The sequence below is a fragment of the Sutcliffiella horikoshii genome (assembly GCF_021991925.1).
In the GTDB taxonomy this organism is placed as follows: Bacteria; Bacillota; Bacilli; order Bacillales; family Bacillaceae_I; genus Sutcliffiella_A; species Sutcliffiella_A horikoshii_F.
The window spans coordinates 338,491-360,336 of record NZ_RXZI01000002.1 but is presented as its reverse complement, the minus strand read 5'-3'; the positions used below and the strand labels follow the sequence as shown (position 1 = coordinate 360,336).

At 37.4% G+C, this 21,846-nt stretch carries 21 protein-coding genes; 6 read left to right on the top strand and 15 right to left on the bottom strand.

The features are described from left to right. Window positions 1-9: 9 nt before the first annotated feature. A complete protein-coding gene (locus tag EKQ44_RS07120; protein ID WP_237662863.1) occupies window positions 10-1,032 on the bottom strand; it encodes an extracellular solute-binding protein in 1,023 nt (340 codons plus the stop codon). 545 nt (window positions 1,033-1,577) lie between these two features. Between EKQ44_RS07120 and EKQ44_RS07115 the strand changes: the two genes are divergently transcribed. Next, on the top strand, window positions 1,578-3,902 hold the full coding sequence (locus tag EKQ44_RS07115) for a glycerophosphodiester phosphodiesterase family protein (RefSeq protein WP_237662862.1): 2,325 nt from the start codon (window positions 1,578-1,580) through the stop codon (window positions 3,900-3,902). Between the two features lie 51 nt (window positions 3,903-3,953). On the opposite strand, the gene EKQ44_RS07110 is transcribed toward EKQ44_RS07115, so the two are convergent. From EKQ44_RS07110 to EKQ44_RS07100, 3 genes are all read right to left on the bottom strand, one after another. After that, window positions 3,954-5,024: a hypothetical protein gene (locus EKQ44_RS07110; RefSeq protein WP_237662861.1), complete on the bottom strand. Its 1,071-nt coding sequence runs from the start codon at window positions 5,022-5,024 to the stop codon at window positions 3,954-3,956. 131 nt (window positions 5,025-5,155) lie between these two features. Next, entirely contained in the window at window positions 5,156-5,794 is a 639-nt protein-coding gene (locus tag EKQ44_RS07105; protein ID WP_237662860.1) for a YiiX/YebB-like N1pC/P60 family cysteine hydrolase, read from the bottom strand. Window positions 5,795-6,155: 361 nt separating this feature from the next. After that, a complete protein-coding gene (locus EKQ44_RS07100; RefSeq protein WP_237662859.1) occupies window positions 6,156-6,308 on the bottom strand; it encodes a hypothetical protein in 153 nt (50 codons plus the stop codon). 175 nt (window positions 6,309-6,483) lie between these two features. Between EKQ44_RS07100 and EKQ44_RS07095 the strand changes: the two genes are divergently transcribed. Both EKQ44_RS07095 and EKQ44_RS07090 read left to right on the top strand, forming a co-directional pair. Beyond that, the gene (locus EKQ44_RS07095) at window positions 6,484-7,356 is read left to right on the top strand and encodes a helix-turn-helix domain-containing protein (RefSeq protein ID WP_237662858.1); all 873 of its coding nucleotides are present in this window, start codon (window positions 6,484-6,486) and stop codon (window positions 7,354-7,356) included. Window positions 7,357-7,775: 419 nt separating this feature from the next. Continuing rightward, complete coding sequence (locus EKQ44_RS07090) at window positions 7,776-8,831, top strand: YcxB family protein (RefSeq protein WP_237662857.1); 1,056 nt, start codon at window positions 7,776-7,778, stop codon at window positions 8,829-8,831. Between the two features lie 513 nt (window positions 8,832-9,344). Here EKQ44_RS07090 and EKQ44_RS07085 read toward each other — a convergent pair. After that, window positions 9,345-10,511 (bottom strand): nucleotide sugar dehydrogenase, encoded by a 1,167-nt coding sequence (locus EKQ44_RS07085; protein ID WP_237662856.1) that lies wholly within the window; start codon window positions 10,509-10,511, stop codon window positions 9,345-9,347. A 426-nt stretch (window positions 10,512-10,937) separates the two neighbouring features. Here EKQ44_RS07085 and EKQ44_RS07080 point away from each other — a divergent pair, with 426 nt between their 5' ends. Together EKQ44_RS07080 and EKQ44_RS07075 are read left to right on the top strand one after the other, a co-directional pair. Continuing rightward, entirely contained in the window at window positions 10,938-11,468 is a 531-nt protein-coding gene (locus EKQ44_RS07080) for a hypothetical protein (RefSeq protein ID WP_237662855.1), read from the top strand. A 71-nt stretch (window positions 11,469-11,539) separates the two neighbouring features. Further along, on the top strand, window positions 11,540-11,734 hold the full coding sequence (locus tag EKQ44_RS07075) for a hypothetical protein (RefSeq protein WP_237662854.1): 195 nt from the start codon (window positions 11,540-11,542) through the stop codon (window positions 11,732-11,734). 241 nt (window positions 11,735-11,975) lie between these two features. Here the strand turns inward: EKQ44_RS07075 and EKQ44_RS07070 are convergent, their stop codons facing one another. The 3 genes from EKQ44_RS07070 to EKQ44_RS07060 all read right to left on the bottom strand — a co-directional run bounded on the left by EKQ44_RS07070 (window position 11,976) and on the right by EKQ44_RS07060 (window position 15,070). Beyond that, window positions 11,976-12,734, bottom strand: coding sequence for a transposase (locus EKQ44_RS07070; RefSeq protein ID WP_237662853.1), 759 nt, complete (start codon window positions 12,732-12,734; stop codon window positions 11,976-11,978). Window positions 12,735-12,751: 17 nt separating this feature from the next. Then, on the bottom strand, window positions 12,752-14,293 hold the full coding sequence (locus EKQ44_RS07065; RefSeq protein ID WP_237662852.1) for a YifB family Mg chelatase-like AAA ATPase: 1,542 nt from the start codon (window positions 14,291-14,293) through the stop codon (window positions 12,752-12,754). A gap of 396 nt (window positions 14,294-14,689) precedes the next feature. Then, on the bottom strand, window positions 14,690-15,070 hold the full coding sequence (locus tag EKQ44_RS07060) for a hypothetical protein (RefSeq protein ID WP_237662851.1): 381 nt from the start codon (window positions 15,068-15,070) through the stop codon (window positions 14,690-14,692). Window positions 15,071-15,418: 348 nt separating this feature from the next. On the opposite strand from EKQ44_RS07060, the gene EKQ44_RS21625 reads away from it, so the two are divergent. Next, window positions 15,419-15,718 carry a competence protein ComK gene (locus tag EKQ44_RS21625; protein WP_414491281.1) on the top strand — a complete coding sequence of 100 codons (300 nt, stop codon included), beginning with the start codon at window positions 15,419-15,421 and terminating at the stop codon, window positions 15,716-15,718. A gap of 254 nt (window positions 15,719-15,972) precedes the next feature. On the opposite strand, the gene EKQ44_RS07055 is transcribed toward EKQ44_RS21625, so the two are convergent. The 7 genes from EKQ44_RS07055 to EKQ44_RS07025 form a co-directional block, all read right to left on the bottom strand. Then, entirely contained in the window at window positions 15,973-16,263 is a 291-nt protein-coding gene (locus EKQ44_RS07055; RefSeq protein ID WP_237662850.1) for a hypothetical protein, read from the bottom strand. Window positions 16,264-16,328: 65 nt separating this feature from the next. Continuing rightward, the gene (locus EKQ44_RS07050) at window positions 16,329-16,478 is read right to left on the bottom strand and encodes a hypothetical protein (protein WP_237662849.1); all 150 of its coding nucleotides are present in this window, start codon (window positions 16,476-16,478) and stop codon (window positions 16,329-16,331) included. 1,397 nt (window positions 16,479-17,875) lie between these two features. After that, window positions 17,876-18,262, bottom strand: a complete 387-nt coding sequence (locus EKQ44_RS07045; RefSeq protein ID WP_237662848.1) for a hypothetical protein — start codon at window positions 18,260-18,262, stop codon at window positions 17,876-17,878. A gap of 231 nt (window positions 18,263-18,493) precedes the next feature. Then, window positions 18,494-19,435 carry a DUF4268 domain-containing protein gene (locus tag EKQ44_RS07040; RefSeq protein ID WP_237662847.1) on the bottom strand — a complete coding sequence of 314 codons (942 nt, stop codon included), beginning with the start codon at window positions 19,433-19,435 and terminating at the stop codon, window positions 18,494-18,496. Window positions 19,436-19,502: 67 nt separating this feature from the next. Then, window positions 19,503-20,054 (bottom strand): ATP-binding protein, encoded by a 552-nt coding sequence (locus tag EKQ44_RS07035; RefSeq protein ID WP_237662846.1) that lies wholly within the window; start codon window positions 20,052-20,054, stop codon window positions 19,503-19,505. A gap of 206 nt (window positions 20,055-20,260) precedes the next feature. Next, entirely contained in the window at window positions 20,261-20,497 is a 237-nt protein-coding gene (locus EKQ44_RS07030) for a hypothetical protein (RefSeq protein WP_237662845.1), read from the bottom strand. 83 nt (window positions 20,498-20,580) lie between these two features. Further along, window positions 20,581-21,807 carry a nucleotide sugar dehydrogenase gene (locus EKQ44_RS07025; RefSeq protein WP_237662844.1) on the bottom strand — a complete coding sequence of 409 codons (1,227 nt, stop codon included), beginning with the start codon at window positions 21,805-21,807 and terminating at the stop codon, window positions 20,581-20,583. Window positions 21,808-21,846: the final 39 nt, after the last annotated feature.

Sequence of the window (21,846 nt, the reverse complement as noted above, 5' to 3'; positions counted from 1 at the left end):
GTCTTTAGATTATTGGAATTTCTCTCTCCACTCGTTACGTACGCGGTCGTAGTTTTCAACTACCCAGTCGATATCAAGCTCCATGGCATTGTCTTTAAGTCCCTCAAGCGTCAATGGTGATTTACCTTCAACCTCTGGATGCATCGGGATGTGGAACCAATCCGCTTTGATTTGTTGTCCTTCCTTGGATAGCATAAAGTCTACGAATTTCTTTGCGCCTTCAGGGTTAGGTCCATCCTTTACGATAGAAACAGGGTTTACTAGAATAGGAGTGTTCTTCGGGATGTGGAAATCAACGGATTCCCCACGGTCTTTCATTTGGTAGGCCATAAAGTCAAAGCCCACTCCAATGGATGCTTCCCCGGAAGCTACGGCATTGGCAGGTGCACCACCGGAATCTGGCATCGCATTTGTCTGTTGAACCAGCTTCTCAAAATACTTCCAGCCTTCTTCCTCGCCTTTTTCCATCAATTGACTAAGCACTAACAGTGTCGCTGTACCAGATGCTGCAGGGTTTGGAATCTGTAATTCTTTTTCCCACTTGGAGTCTAAAAGATCATCCCAAGTTTCCGGTAGATCTGCTTCATCCACTAGGTCGGTATTGTAGATCAGTCCAAGTACGAATACCTCCAAGCCCACCCAGTTCCAGTCTTCATGTCTTACTTTGATGCCATTCTCATATACTTCCCAGTCTTTCACGGATTCCGGTGTGTAGCTTTCAATGAAGCCGTGTTTGATCGCGGATTCAAACGGAAGGATTCCTCCACCGCCATACCATAGATCGCCTTGTGGGTTATCCATTTCGGCAATCATTTGGTTAACTAAGATATTTGTTCCAGCATATTGTACGTTTACTTTTCCACCAGTTGCTTCTTCAAACGCTTCTGCAAGTTCGCGGGTCATATCAGGTGTTTCCGGTGAGTACAATGTTACTTCGCCAACACTTCCATCAGAAGAGCTTGAATCCGATCCACAGGCTACAAGCCCTACGCTCAACACTAATGCCATCAAGATTAATAATGTTTTCTTCATAAAATAATCCCCCTCATAATTTTTCATTTAGCTGGTCAAAGATTAGCAAAGTTAGTATTGTATACGCTTTCACCTCCAGGCAAAATAAAAAGAGAAACCACACAACGAAAGAAGCCTATAGCAGGCGCATCCGTTGAGGGTTTCTCTTATATTCTCTACCCAAATTATTTTACTTTTCTAAATTATACAACAAATAGAAGTAGAAATATAGTGTAATGAAGAATTTATTTAAAAAGAGTTCAGTCCCTCACTGATGCATGTAGCATTCTATTTTGATAATAGTACAATTCGACATCGCTCGCCCTTCCCCTTCAAAAAATGGCAAATAATTTGAAGAATATTACTTTTGTAGGAGAAGATGGTTGGTAACATAGGTAAAATTAATTATTGAGAAAATTCAAATAACTATATATAGTTTAGTATGTAAATGAATATTGGGCAGAGACACAGAGAAGAACCCCATTAAAATCCTTATAGTAAGGATTTTCGTGGTCGGCTCTTCTCTTTTTATTTGCCCTCTTACATTATGTTAGAGGAGGAATAACATGAAGAAGAAATCTTTTAAGAATTTCGGAAGTATTGTCGTTTCGTCCGCACTAGCCCTTAGTTTGATAAACTTTCAGCCGCAAGTGAGCGTTCATGCCGAGCAGGATCATAGTGAATTACTAAACGAAACATTTGATGATGTTTCAAATGGACAGCTGCCTGAGAACTGGGAGGTTGTCGTGGGTAGTGGTGAGGTTCAAGACGGTAAGCTTGTATTAAGCTCTCCTGCCACTGCCAGCCCGTCAGTGGTAAAAGCGCCAATTGATCCTGAGTATGGAGACTATACGATGGAGGCGGATGTAACCTTCCTCTCTTCTGTTAATGATGCACGCTGGGCGTCCATTATGTTCCGGATTCAAGATGCTAATAACTATTATCAGTTTGCTGCACGAAAAGGGACAAGCGCTTTGAATGGGTTGGAGTTTGCAAAGAGACTTAACAACGCTTGGGCTGTTGCCCAGACGAATTTCTATCCTGTGAACTTTGTTTACAATAAGAGTTATCGCCTCAAAGTAGTAGTTAGTGGCAACAGGGTACAGCAGTTTGTAAATAATGAGCTGGTGATTGATAGTGCGGATGCGACGGAGTGGATGAATGGGGATGTGGGGTTCCAGGTAAGCGGCTCAACTGTGCAGTTTGACAACGTCCAGGTCACTACATATAAGCAAGCTCTTCCACCTATAGAAGATTCTGGTGCCTTTCTTCCTGTTGAAGCGGAGACAAATATCATTAACCCTCCTACCATCATTACTGGCGCGGGGTTTACAGGTGATGCTAGCCAAAGTGCTTCCAGCCTATTAGTGGTGGAACGCAATGCTGACGGGGAGTTAACAGCAAACGGCCTTTCGTTACATGATCAACTACAGCAGATAAAAAATAAGAAGATTCCTGTGTTGCAGGTGGAGCAAGAAGGATATGGGGAGCAGATCATTGAAAATCTGAATGCCACCCAGACAACGGATGTTCATGTTGTTTCCTCGAATGCTGCAATAATAGAGGAAATAAAATTCCTAAACCCTAAAATCCGTGGTGGTTTGGTGTATAGCGGTAATTCTTTGAATAAGAATGACTTGCGGGAATTGCCATTTCAAGTGCATTCGAGTGAAAGCAAGGTTGTGTTAATCCCACAAAAATTACTGACGAAGGAAATCGTCCATTACCTGCATAACCGGATGGTTGCCGTTTGGGGGATTGGAGCAGATTCATTAAATTCCACGCATGAGCTTATCCATTTAGGTGTGGATGGAATGATTACAGATTATCCGGAGTATGCTACGGAGGCGTTTAGCCAGTATCCAGAAAACACGATCGTTCAACGTCCTATGGTCGCTGCCCACCGCGGGGTCCCTTCCCTTGCTCCTGAAAATACGATGGTCGGATACCGATTAGCGTACGATCTGGAAGCGGACATGATTGAAACGGATCTTCATAAAACAAAGGATGGCCATATTATTGTTATGCATGATACGACGGTTAATCGGACCACTAACGGAACAGGTGCCGTTGCCAATTTGACACTAGATGAAATTAAACAGCTTGATGCAGGAATTAAGTTTGGTGAAGAGTTTGCAGGTGAACCAGTGCCGACCTTTAGAGAGTTTCTACAGGAGTTTAAAGGTAAGGATGTTGTGCTTCTGGTGGAATTGAAGGCTGCTGGTATGGAGGAAAAGGTTAATGCGGAGATTCTGGAAGAGGGTATGCTGGATCAGGTTGTCGTACAGAACTTTAGCTTAGACAGTATGAAGATCTTCAACCAGTTACAGCCAAACCTTGCAACAGGTTATTTATTCTCTGCCGCTGTGCCAGGATCCCTACAAGCTAAATTGGACAATGCGAAGAAGCTTGTAGACTACGGAACTAGCGCAAACGTAACCCTTAATGCAAGCTATGGCAGTGTATATGAAGAATTCCTTACTTATATGAGACAACGAGGAATGTTAAGCATGCACTGGACGTTCCGGGAGGAAGATCCATTTGCGGACAAGCTTAAAGAAGGTTTGATCGGACCAATTACCGATTACATGCAATGGCTGACGGAATCGCCTATCAGTCTTGAGTCACCTATTAAGAAAGCGAATTTGAAAGTAGGCAAGTCCCGTAACATCCAGGCTAAAGCCTTCCTAAGTTACCGGACAGGTGAGAAAGTGAATATCGAGACGGAACTTTATACCGTTGGAGATAATGGGGTAGTAAGGATTGAAGGAAATGAGATTATTGCTCTGGCACCAGGTACGGCACAGGTGTTTGTAAAACATACCTTTACGATGCTTGGACAGGAATGGAATTTGGTTGCGGAGCCGATTGAAGTGAAGGTTTCGGAGTGATGGTTAGGGTCGAGGGACCTGTCCCCTCGACCCTCCTCTCCCCTCGACTCCTTAATAGATAAAAAAAGATGCAAAATATTTATCCGATTTTTCCAATTGAAAATCTTCTTCTTTCTTGAAATTTTTTAAGGAATAGACTTGCAATTCATTACCATCGGATGTAACGAATTTATCCTCATGGATATAGGATACGCTGTTCTCATTTTCTGTTGTGAATACATCTATTTCTCCGGAATCTAGGTTATATTTTGCAACTTTCTTGTCGGAGGGCTCTCTTCTAATATTTCCTTGTGTGATATAAATTGCTTCTTCATGGATGTGAATATCATTTAAGTTGTTTATTGGCAGCGTGATATTTTCCACACTATGATCCTGTACCTTCACCTTTATTAACTCGTTGGAGGCATTGTCCATCCCGTCACTTGTTTTAACTAGAAAAAGATCGTTCTCTAGTAGCTTCATACTAGATGAAAACATTAGATTGTCTATTTTAATCGTGTCTACTACAGACAAATCTTCTTTATTTATTACATTAATCATTCCATAAATATCGTTGGGATTAGTATGAATAATCGCTAATAAGTACAATACGTTAGAATCTTCCAGTATATGAATAGCTTGACCCTCTATCTCTACGTGAGCGATTTGTTTACCTGTGGAGATGTTCGTCTTCGTAAGGTCACTTTGTTCTAACGGCCCTCCAGCCATGTAGGCAAACTCCTCATCAACAGTCCAAACAGTAGGGGCAACTTTTTTTCCGTTAGCAACCTTTTTAACTTCCAAATTCTTTTTGTCAAACTCTAATATAAAATCATTGGAATCGTTATCTGATAACGGATTTGTATAGTAAATTTTGTTATTCAAGGTAACGGAATCCTCCATAAAGGCTCCCATCGTTATTCCCTTATACGGAGTCGATTGTTTATGAAGAAAATTCCCATCTTTATCGTACAGATGTACTTCAGATTTATTAAACATATCCGTATAAACGGCTCCATACGCATACTTTTCCATACTTTTAACTTCTTTTTGACTGCATCCCTGCAAATAAGTGACGAGGAATAGCAAACTGATGCTTAAAAAAAGTTTACCCAGTAAACTTGAAGAATGTCCAAAGAACATGCCGTCTGCCCCCTATAAAGAATTAATGATAAATTATATCTAGATGAAAGTTAGTAAATTCAGAAAGATTCATAGCTTGTAGACCAAAACTATGTCTACAAGCTATGAACTTCATTTCAATGAAGTCAGATTCACTTAGAATAGATTGTATAAGTATGTGAAGATTGTACTAAATCAATTGGAAATACAATACCTCCGCCTTGATTTAAGTTCAAACCTGTAATAGTCTTATAGCCCTCGTAAACTAATTGTGAGCAGTAAAATTTTGAAGTTGTATTGATATTTGTAAAGTCCCAGTTGTAAGCTTTTCCTCTGTGTGAATAAGCCCTGTTCGCAACATTTGCATCTTGTGTAGCAGTAGTTCCCCTAGTAGTTACTCCATACACAGTACTGTATTTTGTCCAATTGTTAGAATACGTACCAACCCCCCCACTTGGGAAAGATTCTACAGTTGATGTAGAAGAGTATATAATACCTGCATGCCCCACTAAAGAGCCATATTTACCATCTTTTGTAACTAAAATGACACCTTTCCTTGTGGGATATGTTCCAGCCATAACAGTTACATCCCCATCTTTTACCCCTTTATCAGCTTGAATCTCCATCGTATTGGATTTAATTTCTTGATCAATCTTGTCAAAAGCTTCTAACTGTTGTAAAACGATTTTTTCCTCTTCAACCGATTCAGAGCTTGCATGTGACACACTAGGAATTAAACCACCAGCTAATAGAATGACAGAGAAAAATAATGATACTAAAATTTTCTTCATTTGAACTCCTCCTTTTCATCAAATATTAAACATTTTGTTAGAAGGGTTATAGCAGGCTCCCTTCTAGACTTCTTAGCGGAGATGTGACAAAAATTCATCCCTTCTCCTCACTAACATAAACCTCTAAATTTCCCTCCCTTCGCTTTTTAATAAAGCTAAATACGATAGCGTTAGCTTCTTGAAAATAAGTTATCATATTAAGATTTTGCATGAAATTCCTAATTACTGGCTAATAAATGAGTTTTGTTGATAATATTTAGGTGATTCATTCATTATCATAGTAAAATATAAGATTATTTATATTTTTTTATAAGTTAAAACCGAAAAATAAAAAAACCCCCTTTTTGGGGGAAGTTAGTATTTAATATCTCCAACCTATGCCTGGATCATCTTTATGGTCACGTCCGTCTCCATCAATTGCATGAGCTCCTAAATCTGGGGAAATACTACCTGCATTTATAACTCCTCCAAAAATCATGGCACATATGACTAAACTTGCTACTAAATTTTTCATAACACCCCTCCAAAATTTTACTTCTATCTAGTATTATTATAATAGCAAGTTAAATTGTTTGATTTTTTAAAAAACTGTACTTTCTTTCTGTTTTTCTTGGAATATGTTGGTCTAGGCATGGCAAATCTTCAAAAATATAAAATTTGTTATATTTTTCTTTGGAGGAGTGAGGGTTTTGCTAAACAGTAGGCTACTTGGGGAAGAAATTAAGAGAATTCGCAAAAACAAAGGTCTTACTCAAGCTGATTTGGCTGATGGAATTTGCACGCAGGCAACAATCAGTGGGGTTGAATCGGGGAGAACGTTTCCCAGCATCGACATCTTATATTACCTTTCATTGCGTTTGCAGGTATCAATGGATTATTTTCTAGAAAAAATCACCTACAGGCAGGAACAATATATAAACGATACATATTCCTACATTAAACAGTTGGTTAAGCAGGATAAATTTGAAGATATACTGGAAATCACTAACTATGAATTGAATAGAGAAACAGGATACAAGGACGAATCATTGGAATTATTTTTGAAATGGCAACTGGCAGTTTCCAGTTATGAACTAAAGCGGCTAACCTGGGAGGAATGCATCGAGCAATTACAAGCCCTTCTGAATAGCAACCATCATTCTGTTAAACAGCAATTTATGAATATCCGCATCAAAAATAGTATAGGAAACGTACTTGCAAACAATGAACAATATCCCCAGGCTCTTGCCATATTTAATGAAATCCTAAAGGAGGAAATTAATATGGAAGGCTACCATAGAATGAAATTAAAGGTTTACTTTAACATTTCCAAACTATATTACGTTATGGAAGACTACGGGCAGTCCCATCATTATGCCTTAGAAGGGATTCGGATATCTCTAAAAATGGAGGATTTATCTGTCCTTGGGCCACTATATGTTCAGGCTGGCCAAAGCCTGTTCCGTCAAAATGGTGACAAAATAAAAATACTGCAACACTATCACAATGCAACATTTATCTTTCAACTTTATAACAGAGAAGACCATATAAAAGTGGTGGAGAAACTGAAGCAAATGCTTTAAAAGTGCCAAGGGTGTCACGGAGACAGGCACCTTTACCCAAAAATGGATTTGTATAAGAGTTGTGCTGTGGTAAGAACCTTGGTTGTTCTGGGTAGTGTGGGTTCCGAAGCTATGCTACCTCTTTGGATCTATATGTCCACTCCCCCTATTCTCTCAGCCTCCTTAAAATTATTTCGCAATACCATGCGAAAATAGTCGATATAACTCACACACCCCTCATCCTTTACATATCAATGCCAAAAACAAGATTAAACAAACATTTGTTTAAAAATAGTTTTCTACATATAACTTTCATGTTAACAGGAAGGGTAATGATAATCAAATTATATTGTCACTTTATGGAAGCGAGGAAGTAGTGGCCCGTCGCCCTGCTTCCGCTCTCCTCACCATGCTATAATTAATAGGAAAGAGGTGGTTTTTTGGAAAATAACGAAATAAAAGTAAGTGGCTTAATAAGTGAAGATGCAATGAAGGAATATATGGTGTTTCACTCGAACAAAACAAGAATTTGGTATGTGATTATATCGATTTTACTTTATTCTTTCTTACTACGTATAGCAATACCTGATGTATCCATCATTTTCATGCTATTTGCCAATTTGTTTATGGGCACCATTGTTTGGTTTATGGTATCGAAGAAGTACTCAAAGAAAGGGATCAAAGAATATAGAAGTGATCCGCTCATGCAACAAGAAGTATTCTACACGATCAATGCAGAGGGAATATATCAAATAGTGGGAAGGTCAGAAATGTTGACAAGATGGGATGACATTCTCTCCATCCACGAAACAAAAAACCTGTTTTTATTTTACATATCAAAAAACAAAGCAATCGTCATTCCGCAAAAATTCCTTTTGAAAAATGAGATGCAGCGCTTGCGTCAGCTCATTAAGGAAAATGGGAATTCTCAGGGTGCTGCCCTTAAACACACTGAGCCGATTACAAGAAAACAACCAGAAAACCCCGATGGTATAAGCTTTACCATCTTCATTAGTGAAAAGATGTTCATTGCCCATATCCATTTCCTCGCAAGAAAAGCAAAGGTATTGTTTCCGATTTGGGTTGGTGTGATTTATCTTCTTTTAGCACTGCTGTTGTTCAAGGAAATAACCATTTTCATCGCATCGTTTGCAGTAATTGTCATCATAGCCACCTGGTTTTTGTTATTAACCGTTATTAATTGGAAGGCTGCAATAGAATACAGGAGTGACCGGCGCATGCACAACGACATTCATTTAGAGGTAAGCCCGGATGGAATTACTCAAACCCTGGAAAGCGCCCAATCCCATTACTCCTGGAATAATATCCTCTCAATCTATGAAACCAAGACTACCTTATTATTTTTCGTTTCAAAAAATAAAGCTATTTTACTTCCGCAAGCGTATCTTAATGCCGATGAACGATCCAAAATTAAAAGCATCATTAGTGAAAATGCAAAAACGAAAAAGGTGGCATTTTTGGATAAAGCAAGCTGATAAACCGGGAAGCATCTGTTGAAAAAACAGGTGTTTTTTTGGGTGGATGGAGGTCAAATAACTAGATAGTTACAAAAGGAAATGAGTATGTTCAGTTGAGTTCAGGTTTGAAGTATTCACATTTTTATACAGATTTTGGTGTTGGAGAATTTTGTGGCGGCGTATAAGGGTCTACTTTAATTTGAAATTGCAACTTACTTAGGTACAGTTTAAAACTTATAGAATAGTAACCAATGCTGTTGACCAATTACGCATATGAGAGAGAGATGAGTAGTATCCATGTACCAACCGTTAAATCAAATGTAATATCCATACCTTAATTAACGCTTTATAATGAAAGAGGGTCGAGGGATCTGTAACCTGTTCCCTTGACCCTGTTTTTTTATTGTTCATATCATTACAATCTGGGCTTATTATCGAGTTAGATACTAATAAAATTCAACAAACTAACATTTTCCCTAGGAAAGCCATTGTTTTTACCGAAAGAAAATTAACTCCGCATCCCCTACAGACTCAATCCCTGAAAAAAATATCTCGTGTATATACTTTTTCACTTACGTCTTTAAGAGCTGATTCCATTCTATTGGTTATTATAATATCCGCTCTTGCTCTAAATCTCTCTATTTCCTTAATTACTTCATATTCTTTAAAGATTTCTTGATTTAGAACTGGTTCATAGATAATGATTTCTACTCCTTGTGAGGCTAATCGATTCATTATTCCAAGGATAGAGGAGGCTCTGAAGTTATCAGATCCCGTCTTCATGGTTAGCCGGAAAATTCCGACTGTACGAGGTTTTTTCTCTAATATTTGAGAGGCAATAAAGTCTTTTCTAGTTTTGTTGGCTGAGACAACGGCTTCAATAATATTATTGGGGATGTCTTTGTAATTTGCCTTCAGTTGTTTAGTGTCTTTTGGCAGACAGTAACCGCCATATCCAAAGGATGGGTTATTGTAGAAGTTACCTATTCTTGGATCAAGACTGACCCCTTCTATTATTTGCTTAGTATCAAGGCCTTTTGTTTCCGCAAATGTATCGAGTTCGTTGAAGTAGGCAACACGAAGGGCTAAATAAGTGTTTGAGAAAAGTTTTATCGCTTCTGCTTCAGTTGAATCTGTCATCAACAAAGGTACGTTTCTTTTCCAAGATGCTTCTTCTAAGATGGCGGCAAATGTCTTGGCCCGATCCGACCTTTCACCAACAATGATTCTTGAAGGGTATAAAATGTCATAGAGAGCTTTTCCTTCTCTTAGGAATTCAGGTGAGAAAATGAGATTTTTTGTATTGTATTTGTGTTTGGTATTAGCTGTAAATCCTACAGGTACTGTCGATTTAATGACTATAACGGAATCCTTGTTTATTTTCAAAACTGTCTCTATAACAGTTTCCACAGAGCTAGTATTAAAATAGTTTTTTTCTGAATCATAATTTGTCGGAGTGGCGATGATAACGAATTCTGCTTCCTTGTAAGCAATTTCTGGATCTGTTGTTGCTCTTAGTTTGATATTTGGCCTTGTAAGAAAGTCTTCTACTTCCTTATCAACAATTGGAGACATTCGTTTATTTAGAAGCTCTACCTTTGATTTATCTATATCTATTGCAATGACCTCATGATGTTGAGCTAACAACAACGCATTGGAGAGTCCTACATAACCTGTACCTGCTACAGCTATCCTCATACAAACCCCCACCTTAACTTTAAGTCTTTATACTACAAGCATATCAAGCAGATGTTAGTAAAAAATGAATCCAATGTAAATTTTTTGATAAATGGTCGGAAGTAATGAGATAGGCTAGCTTGATTATTCTACCACTCTCTTAATTAAGCATGTGAACTACTTATTATAAACTTGAATTTATTAATATATTGTAAAATATTTTCTATTATTTTAGGAATATTTACGTATTTTTTAAAATCATTATGCTATGATTTTTTTTCGTTGGGAGTCTAAAGTAACAGTGAAGGAGTGAAGAAAACAAGATATAGACTTTTTCACTGTTAACTATTTTAGTTTTTTAGTGGTTGAAGAGAAGATATTAATTTTATCATTTGGAGGTTAACACATGTCGAAATTTAGAAAAACACTCTTATTATGTGTCATTTTTTGCGCAACTATTTCTTTAACGCTTGTAACTCAATCGAATGCATCTCATTTTTCAGGGGATTTGGAACTGGACATCTAACCTATGGTGTAGGCTCTGGGTCATCATCCAGAGCAAGTACTGCTGCTAAACAGTGGAATGGGGTTAGTTCTAAAGCATCTCTACCTTATTCAAGTGCAACAAATCAATATGGTTCTACAGCAAATGTAGTTACTCATTTTAATTCTACAGCACCACCAACTTCTGGAGCCCTTGGTAAGATGTATCCATATAAAACATACACTGGTACCTCGGCTTCACTTGCAACAACTAGTGATAGATGGGTAAAGGCAATTGTCTATCAATATAAAAATTCATTACTTGATACCACTACTAAAAGAACAAAAACTGCAACTCATGAATTTCGACATGCCCTTAGTGTGGCACATCCAACTTCAAGTAGTACAGTCGCTGTCATGCAACAAGGGGTATTAAATTATTACGATTTGAAAACTTATGACAAAGATAGTTTAAAAGCAAAGGGGGGTAAATGATATGAAATCATTTAAATTGATTGGATTTTTATTATTCAGCTCAATACTTTTCATTACTGGATATCAGTTTTTTGGGAAACGAACCCGTTGATATTGAAATACATGGTAGTAATATAGTTTATGAGTATAATGACCTTATTAATGAAGCAGAGGTTGTTGCATTAATAGAAGTGAAGGACAAGTTGTCTAAGAAAAATAGTACTGTTGTCTATCACGAAAACTCCCCTATCATCAGTTTCATTATGCAACAAGGGAAGTTGAAGTAATAGAGTTTCATAGTCTTCATCATGTAAATATTCATTGTTTTTTGTAATTGTTGCAGATTCATTTATGAATTGCTTTATGTTACTACATCCCTCAAGATAAAAAAAGAACCTTCAAAAGAAAGTTCCTTTTAGTAGAAAATAAATACTTCACTTTTTTCTTCCTGTATAAGCGGTATGAATAAGATAGCCTGCACCCTTTATTCCTTCTTGGGTCGACGGACCTGTCCTTCCCCCCCTTATCTTACTGCAGCCGCTGAATCACACTTTTTGAAATACCGGTAATTCTGGCGATTTGACCGTTAGAGATCCCTTTCTTTTTCTTTAACTGAATTAAGATGCTGTTTCGATCATACGGATCCATATGTTGTAGTTTATTTTTGTTTGTAATTCCCAGTTCATTTAAGTACACTCGTACTTCTGAATCGGTTAATTTATATGTATAGTCTAGACATTGGTCGTCATTGGGTTTGCTCATGTATTGTTTGAAAAGGTGACGTGCTTTGAGATGGTTCTTGGAGAAGAGCTTGAAAACTGGTTTTGTATCTATGATGGATGGGTGTGAAAGGTACTCTGTGATGCTGGTCCACTTGCTGGTGAACACGCAGGAAGCAAGGCCAGCTTTTAATGGGTTTTGATGGATGTAGCGAAGCACTGTTAGGAAATAGGCTTTTGTTTCTATGGTTTCGCTCTTATATCTCTCTTGAAAAAGGTGTCCAATTCGTTGGTACTTCCAGTTATACCAGAAAACGTAGCTGGAACTTATCCGCTTAACTGCGAGGGAGAGAGGCTCGTCCTCTGATTCTTTTATCAGTAAATGGATGTGATTATCCATTAGGCAATATGCATAGACTTTATAGCTACTTTTTTCTTGATATTTCTTTAAGGTCAGCAAGAATCTTTCTTTATCTTCCTCCTCTTCAAAGATTGTTTGTCGATTGATTCCTCTTATCATGATGTGATACATATGAGTTTTGCTTGTCTTCCTTGCTTCTCTAGGCAACGGAAAAGCACTCCCCCTCATAAAAGCTGAGTTATTTTTTCACTTTTCTTGGTATGATTCATTTTTTGCTTTCTATTTTGAAGCTTTAATGCCTCCCAGATACTTTGCTCGGTGATGGTGTCGGAATTTTCTAGGTCAGAGATTGTTCTGGCTAAACGGATGATTTTGACTTGGGCGCGGTTACTTAAGTGTTGTTTTGAGGAAATTTGACGAAGCAGCTGTTGTTGGCTGGAACTTAATGGACTAGCAGACTGGAGTGTATCATATGAAACTAATGCATTCAGAACTTGGTTTCCGTACCGGTTGTATTGACGTGTTCTAGCTTCCGTTACCCTTTTTAATACCATGTCAGATGTATCTCCAATAGGCATGGTAGTGTGGAAGTTAACTGGTTGAATGTCTAAGAAGATATCCAATCTGTCACGGATGGGACCGGATAGGCGATTCTGGTAGGCTGAAATTTGTTTGGGACTACATGTACAATAATATTTATCAGATCCCAGATACCCACACGGACAAGGATTCATTGCACCAATTAAGGTAAACTGCGACGGATAATTAACCGTTGCATTTGCTCGACTTATGGTAACGGTACCTGTTTCAATTGGTTGACGAAGCATGTCCAACGTCTTTTTGGAGAACTCTGCCATTTCATCTAAAAACAAGACCCCATGATGTGCCAGTGAAATTTCTCCGGGTTTTGGATATTGTCCTCCGCCAATAATAGATACACTGGATGCAGAATGATGTGGAGCTCGTAATGGGCGGGAATGTTGATTGGATAGAGGAACACCACTCAAATGGTGTAAACTTATTACTTCTAATCTTTCCTCGCTGGATAACGCAGGTAATATGGATGTAAAACTCTCAGCAAGCATGCTCTTTCCACAGCCTGGAGGGCCAATCATAAAAAAGTGATGTCCACCAGCAGCTGCTATTTCCATGGCACGCTTAGGATAAGAATGACCTATTATCTGTTCAAACCTTACAGGAGAAGTAGTTTCTTGGAAGGAAGATTCTTTTTCAGAAGGAACAAAGGAAAATATGGATTGGCCTGCTAAATGATCGAGTACATCCTGTATAGAAGTAACATAGATTAACTCTACATTTTCAAAGTCAATCGCTGGTAAGTTCGGATCATAGGGTAAATAGAGTTTCTTCAATCCAATTTTTCTTGCTGCTAATACGGCCGGAAGCATCCCCTCTACAGGCTGAACATTGCCATCCAATGATAATGCACCAATAAATCCCGTATCCTCCTTAATCTCCTCTTTTACCGCACCCATTGCCCCTAATAGGCCAATTGCCACCGCCAAATCAAACATCGGGCCATTTTTCTTTTGCTCTGCAGGTGATAAGTTGACTATTACCTTTTGGTCCGGCACCTCATAACGGCATGATCGCAATGCAGCAGCCACTCTTTCCTTCGCCTCTTTCACGGAAGCATCAGGTAGCCCCACAATAACCACACTTTCTGGTCCATGCATGACCTTTACCTCTACAGAAACCCGATAACCATCCATCCCCTTTAACCCAACTGTGGTTACTTTAACGGTCATATTCTTGTTCCTCCTCCATAATGATATTGAGTTCTAAACATGAAATAGAAGTGAAGAGTTTGAGAATGTTTAAAGTCATATGAACTTGCGGAGCAGTAACTATTGCGAATAATACAGAACGTATGTTCTATATTATTATAAAGTGTTATCCCATGCTAGTCAATTAAACGATATCATTCCTTACTAGATAAGTAATGCGAAGCTGGATGTAAAAGGATCGCATTACTTATAATTTCTTTGCTGATATAGATAGATTCGGGCAGGAAAAAGGTGTTCAGTAGTTCTTACCTTATACAAACTACACACCCGTTAAGATCACAATATTCATGGACTCTCACGCTCTAAGTTAAAGGTAACATTCACACCTTAAAATTAACGCTTTAAATCAATAAAGGGTCAAGGGACCTGTCCCCTCGACCCTTTTTTTAAGGAGCTCTTTTTTTTCATAGAAACATATTCTCTTATTGTACGATCAGAACCTGCGAAGTCATGATGCTCCTTTAACAACTCCCACATTCTTTTTGCGGTTCTACGAAACTTCTTTTTCTGCTTCAAATCTTCTTTTTTCCACAGATCAATAATCTCTTTTACAGGACCTAAGACTGGTGACTTCCTGGTTTGTTTCCTCTTGGGCTGTTCGTTGAAGTCCTCCATGTCAGCATATTTCTTGATCGTCCTTACATCTCTATTCATCCTTCTTGCTACATCTGTATATAAGCAATCTTTATTGTTTATCTCTTCTCTGATATAATAATTAATTTCGGCCACTGCCAACATCTCCTAAAATACCTCCTGCACTCAATGTACCCAACAGGAAGTGTATGTGTATTTTGGATTGTTGACAAGTGGTTTTTTCTTTTTTCTTTCGACCCTCCGGGCCTTACATAAATTAAGTGCCATTAACTACATTTCTATACTGCCATAAACAATTTATTCTATTTTTAGTACCGAGCAAATGATTAGTTACAGTTTTTATAACGGATGGGAGAAAGCGTCCGGTTCAAAAAAGTAGCGTTACTATCTAATAAAGGGTCGAAAAAATTTCATCTCGCCCCTTAGGATGCAGAAAACCGTCCCGGAACTTCCATGTCCCCTCAGCCCACGTAAAATTAACGCTTTAAATCGATAAAGGGTCGAGGGACCTGTCCCCTCGACCCTCGTGGTATCATTGCCCTTCCCACCCACTCCTCAGACCACCCAGAATGTGCATGGATCATGTACCACCAAATCAGAGAAGTTATCCATACGAAAAAGACTTCCTGTTATCTTACATTTCATAACTACACAGAAATACAAGTCTCCGTTTCCTCACAGACAATGAGGCAGCAGATTCATAAAGCTGCTGTTATTTATTCTATCTTTTGTACAGAGCAGAAAACTAGTTACAGTTTTATCACGGATGGGAGAAAGCGTCCGGTTCGATAAAGATGCGTTACAATCTAATAAAGGGACGAGAAAATTTCAACTCGCCCCTTTAGGAAGCAGAGAACCGTCCCTACGCTTCCCAAATAAGTAACCAATGCTTTTACCTATACCAGTATATGTAAAATACTCATGAACCCTTACGCTCTAAATTAAAGATAACATTCACACCTTATAATTAACGCTTTAAATCAATGAAGGGTCGAGGGACCTTTCCCCTCGACCCTTGCCAGCTAGTAACGATTGGATTTTATCGTTTACTTCAGCACTTTCTTTATATGAAGAACTTTTCCATAATTCATATGGTTTACTTCAGCACTTTCTTTATATGAAGAACTTTTCCATAATTCATATGCTTCGTTTACCAAAGCTTGTTCTGGTACTTCTGCCTCTTTAATTATACTATTCACTTTCATTCTTAATTGGTCTCGAAGAGTTTTAATTTCACCAAAAATCTCTTCTTCATTAAGAATCTCAACTTCCCCTAATAGCTCTAGTGCCTTTTTTTCCTTATCAAATTCACTCTCATTACTATTATTAAGTATCATTCTTGCCTCAATATACTTATTTAGTGCATTAACTTTTGAATTTTCTACTAATATGCCATCAAGGGTTACTCTAGCTTTCTGCCATTCCCTAGTCCCAGATACTTTTCAACCTCATTAATTTCATTTTGAAAATCAATTTTTTCGGCCTCTTTCTCACATCCTATACAAACAAAGATTATTAATATACTTATTAGAAAACGCAAATATAATTTCATAATTTCCTCCTCAATACAATCCTACTTATTCTAATATCGGTTAATTCCCTTTATTATTTACTTTGATATAAACAGTTGTCTTGAAAAATTCAGAACTTGTAATGGCCCGTTTGCATCAAGTAGTTTCAGAGTAATGATAACTTGTTTTTGGATATTGGGTGATAGTGATAGTGATAGTGGAACCGATACTTAGATTAGGACATAAGAGGATATTAGGAGGGGTATAGGTGTTAGAAATGCTTTTCCATTCCCGTCAAGTCATACAATCTCATGCAAGACGAGATAAGTAATGCAAAAATGGATATAGAATGGATCTCATGACTTGTGATTTCTTTATGATATAGATAGAATTCGGAAGGAACTACACATTCGTAAAAGCAACCGCACCGATAACAATATATTTTTCAAATAAGTAACCAATGCTTTTACCTATAACAGTATATGTAAAATACTCATGAACCCTTACGCTCTAAATTAAAGATAACATTCACACCTTATAATTAACGCTTTAAATCAATGAAGGGTCGAGGGACCTGTCCCCTCGACCCTTAACTCTTGATCCACTTTAGGAGAACAAGCCATCAAAAGCATTATTGTGATGGTTAATAGAAAACCTTGTTTCACCGTGTTTACGCCCCCCTACTAATTTCTTCCTTTACTTCTAGCATACCATGTTGCTGGTTGAGGGGACAGGGACGTTAATCGATTTTGAAGCGGTGGTCCGTCCCTTTGAAACTTATCGGATCATAGGATCACAAAGGTTCTATTTCTTTAAAAAAAGGGGGATTACCGTGGAGAATATTAGTGGTTTTTATGCTATGGGTTTCCATGGTTATAGCAGGTTGTTCGAACGCTGTAGAATATAGGTTGTTTTTCTTAGGGATAGGTACGTCGCCAAGGACTGGTAATCTATAACGGCATATGTAATATTCTTAACCAACACGGTCTTTTAGCTGAAGACAACATTTAAACCTTAAATTAACGCTTTAAATCAATAAAGGGTCGAGGGACCTGTCCCCTCGACCCTCCGACTTTAACCTAGCAGTCCACCTTTACTGGGAAGTTATGTCATTCAGCAAGTGAACAAGATGATTACAATATTCAAGATGAAGAAGGATTACATTAATGAATAATATACTTTTCGGGATGAAGGATTAGTATTTTATGTCCTGTTTGTAGAGAGTCATTTGAAAAAGAAGATTATGTAGTTATTGATACAGTAATACGATGTATCATGTTGGTTGTGAGGTAAAGTTGTGGAACCAGAGAGAGGATTAGGTTCACATGGGAATTTATGTGAGCGTTTTGGGATATTTGTTTTGAACTAAAATAAGATACAACATTAAATTAACACTTTAAATTATTAAAGGGTCGAGGAACCTGTCCCCTCGACCCTTCTATAGGTTACTGTGCTCTTTTTTAATTTCTTCAAAAGCCCAATTTGTTCTGGCTATAACATTTTTTTCAGGGACAAAAACCTCTTCTGAGTGCAGAAATAAAATATCTTGTTTCCTATATTTTTGAGATGTATTATCCAACACTAATACTTGAGGTAATAAAATGATATCTTTATTTCTGTAAAGCCCAATTAAATCTAATTGTTCTCCGTAATAATTACTCCAGCTTTCCATATCCCAATTAAGGTGCCTTTGGACAGCAGTGCCAGATTTAAAGCTTACTCTATCCGCAATTTCAGATAAGGTATTGGTAGGAATAAGAAAGAAGTTTAATATATCTTTTGTAATGGCAAGCATCATATTTCGAGTGAAAGAGTATTCTGTCATAATATAATCTTCCCTTCTGTATATAGAAATAAGGATATATAATTATTATATATCCTTAAAGGGAAAAATTGGTGTTTTTACTCAGAAATAAATAATAGATCTTTCGTGACCCCGTATTAGCTACGATAATTTTCATACCCTTTTTTATATCAATTAAATGTCTATGTATTCTTAGTTTTAGAGTATCAGAGAGATGTTAGGGAAATGTTAAAATATAGTACCTGTTAACGATTATTTCCAGTTTTGTTGACCAATATATTGTAGATGCGAACTAAATACTGTATGCCACCTTATGAAACTTTCCACGATCATTGGCATCCCATTATTCCATGTAGAATTATCAATATTGCATTCCTTAATATCAAATTGAATCCGACTAGATTTGTTTTGATCCATTCTTCTCCATATTAACGCTTCCCCGAATTCTTCTTCGATTTCACTTTGAAAAGATAATAGGTAATCAAAGATTTTTTTATTCAGTTCTGTACTATTTTTCTCAATTACCAGTTGAAGAGAAGAATTATTTTGACGGACAATTATAGAATGGTATATACCTCCTATACCAGTTGCCGCAGATAGCCAATTATCCATAGAAGGACTAACGTTTTTATAGTGAGGTAATTTTTTGTTGAGATGTGGGAGTAAAGTCTCCCAAAAATTTAACCTTTTGTGATGTCGTTCAGCAATCTCCTTCTTCTCATTGCCTTTATTTTTCACCTCTTGACTAGGGCCCACAATTTTTGTGAAAAGAGGAGATACTGCTGAATCACTTAATTTGATAACTTCTAACTTAAATAGATACCAACTAATGTCCATTGGAGTGATTTCATTCAGCCACTCTATCACTTCTAGATGCTCAACCCTAGGTTCGGGACTAATCCAAACAACCGTCTTGGCTGCTGTTCCCACTGCATAGGTTAATAGTTGTCCCAAGTGCGTATGATCTGTCTTTTCAAGTTGATTTTCGATAATAGCACTATTCCCATGCTCATCTTCACAAAAGATATCTACATTAAAAGATCCAATCTGTTTCTCGGTTTGAATTACATTTAGGGTCATGTCTAACTTATCATTTAGAAAGTCTATGTTTTCTGCCAACCATCTAGTAAAATTTCTCGGTTCATTTATCCAAACAGCTCGGACATTCAGTAGTTCCGGTTTTTTAATTTGCATTTCTTAAACCCACTTCCTGTAGATATTCTATTTACATTTCTAGATTGAAATCCAAATACCTTTATAATCATAAAAGAAACCGTATTGTTGGATTGGTGGCTTTAGCTAACTGGTATGGACTTAGTTTCTCCAATTGTACCTCTTGTCTTAAAGACGGAAGTATGGAGGGAAATATTTCTGCCAGTAAGCTTTTCCCACAACCTGGCGGACCATACATCAGCATATAATGTTCTCCTATTACTGCAATTTCAAGTGCGCGCTTAGCAAATTCATCACCTAACATTTGACTAAAATCTTTTTTAATTGTTATTGGTTCTTCTATTCGGCTGCTAGATTGGATGAAGAAAAGGGTCGGCTGCCCGCTTAAATGGTCGATGACATCTTGAAGTGTTTCTATGTAGATAAGTTCTACACAGGGGACATCAAGGGAAATGGTGGGGTCATAGGGGAGAAGTAACTTAAGGATTTTCAACTTCTTCGCTGCAAGAACCGCAGCAATCATTCCCTCTACCTGATAGATTAACATCCGGTACAATTCATTTTGTTCACGGTCTAGCTGACTAAGCAGGTTGCGATATATTAAGAAATTAGTAATGCCGCGGAATGACCTTGGGGTCATGGGGATGCCTTCTTGTTGGGTGGAAATGGGATTATTATGGCATGGGGGGATAAAAGGGGTTTTATATGGTTTTATAGAAACAGACAGGTAGCCACAATTTCTTGACCACCTGCCTTACAACTCACCCATATTCAATTACGGGAAATGGGTAGAGGGACCTAAACTTTAAAGCACAAATGGGTTGCATTCCTGTCCCCTATATTCAGTCAATAGCTTTTAAAAGCAAATACTTTCCATGCTCCATCTTCGTTAATCATTGCCAGTTCTGCGGTCTCTCTTCGTCCATTGTTGAAGGTGAAATCGGCATATACAATCGTCATATCATCTTCTAATTCTTGTTCATGAGAAATATTAAATTCTACTAAATCACCATCAGTACGATGAGTAAAATTACTCATACTTTGTGTTATCCATCTTTCATCGCCCATTAATTGTGCCAACATAAAATTTATTCCTGACTTGACCATAGCGCTTTCAAGACGCTTTCTTATATTTTTTCTCTGTATTCCTATTACCAAATTTATTCCTATATTTTATATGAACCCTCAAATGTACAAATGTTTTTAGTATCAAGAACCAACTTGCCCTTAATTAGATCCATATTTTCCTTTATATGATTATGTCCAACCATAACCACCAAAATTTCTATTTCATTTAGAAAGTCTTCAAAGTTCATAAACTGATGGTCTACAATTCGAGATTTTATTAATGGATCAAATACCTTAACCCCAAATGCTAAGTGCTCGTCCATTCTGTCTAATAATTGGAGTGTAGGACTTTCTCTAGTATCATCTACGTTTTCTTTATATGCTAAACCATAAAGTCCAACTTTGGAAATATCTTTGATGCCATGCTCTCTCATAATATCTCTGATACGACCTAATACATGACCTGGCATGGAATCGTTTGTCTTCCGTGCAGTTAAAATCATATTTGTTAAGTCTGGGTAATCTCCAACTAAAAACCATGGATCTACAGAAATACAATGTCCTCCAACTCCTGGACCAGGTTGTAGTATATTAACTCGTGGGTGCATATTAGCTATTCTGATAATCTCGTAGACATTCATATTATCAGTGCGGCAAATTTTTGCTAACTCATTAGCAAAAGCTATGTTGATATCTCTGTAAGTATTCTCTACAACCTTAGACATTTCTGCTGATCTAATATCTGTTACAACAATTTCAGCTTTACAAAAATTTGAGTATAAGCCTTTAATCTTTTCTCCAATTTCAAGATTATCTGAACCTATTGTTCTAGAATTGTGCTCTAGTTCATATATCATGTTTCCAGGAATAATTCTTTCCGGGGCATGCAGCAAGTGAACATCCTCTCCAATTACATAGCCTCTTTTTTGTATTTCAGGACGAATAAATTTATCAATTGTTCCCGGCGATATAGTTGACTCAATTATTATCACTGCGCCTTTCTCACAAACGTCAAGAACACTATTTACTGCTGAAATAACATATTTCGGATCAAGTTTTTTACTTTCTTTAATATAAGGTGTTGGGACTGCAAGAATATAAGTATGAGTTTTCTGATATTCCGTTGAAAATTCAATTTCATTAGTTAGTGCTTCTTGAAATAAATCCTCTAAACCTATCTCTTCAAACGTAAGTTTTCCTGCATTTAAGGAGTGTACCAAATTAGTGTTGTAATCAGTGCCCACTACCTTAATTCCACTTTTTGCAAACATAAGGGCTGTAGGTAACCCTATATATCCTAGTCCAACTATATTAATTTTCGACATTATACTCCACCTTACTTACAAGATTTTTATTTTCTATAT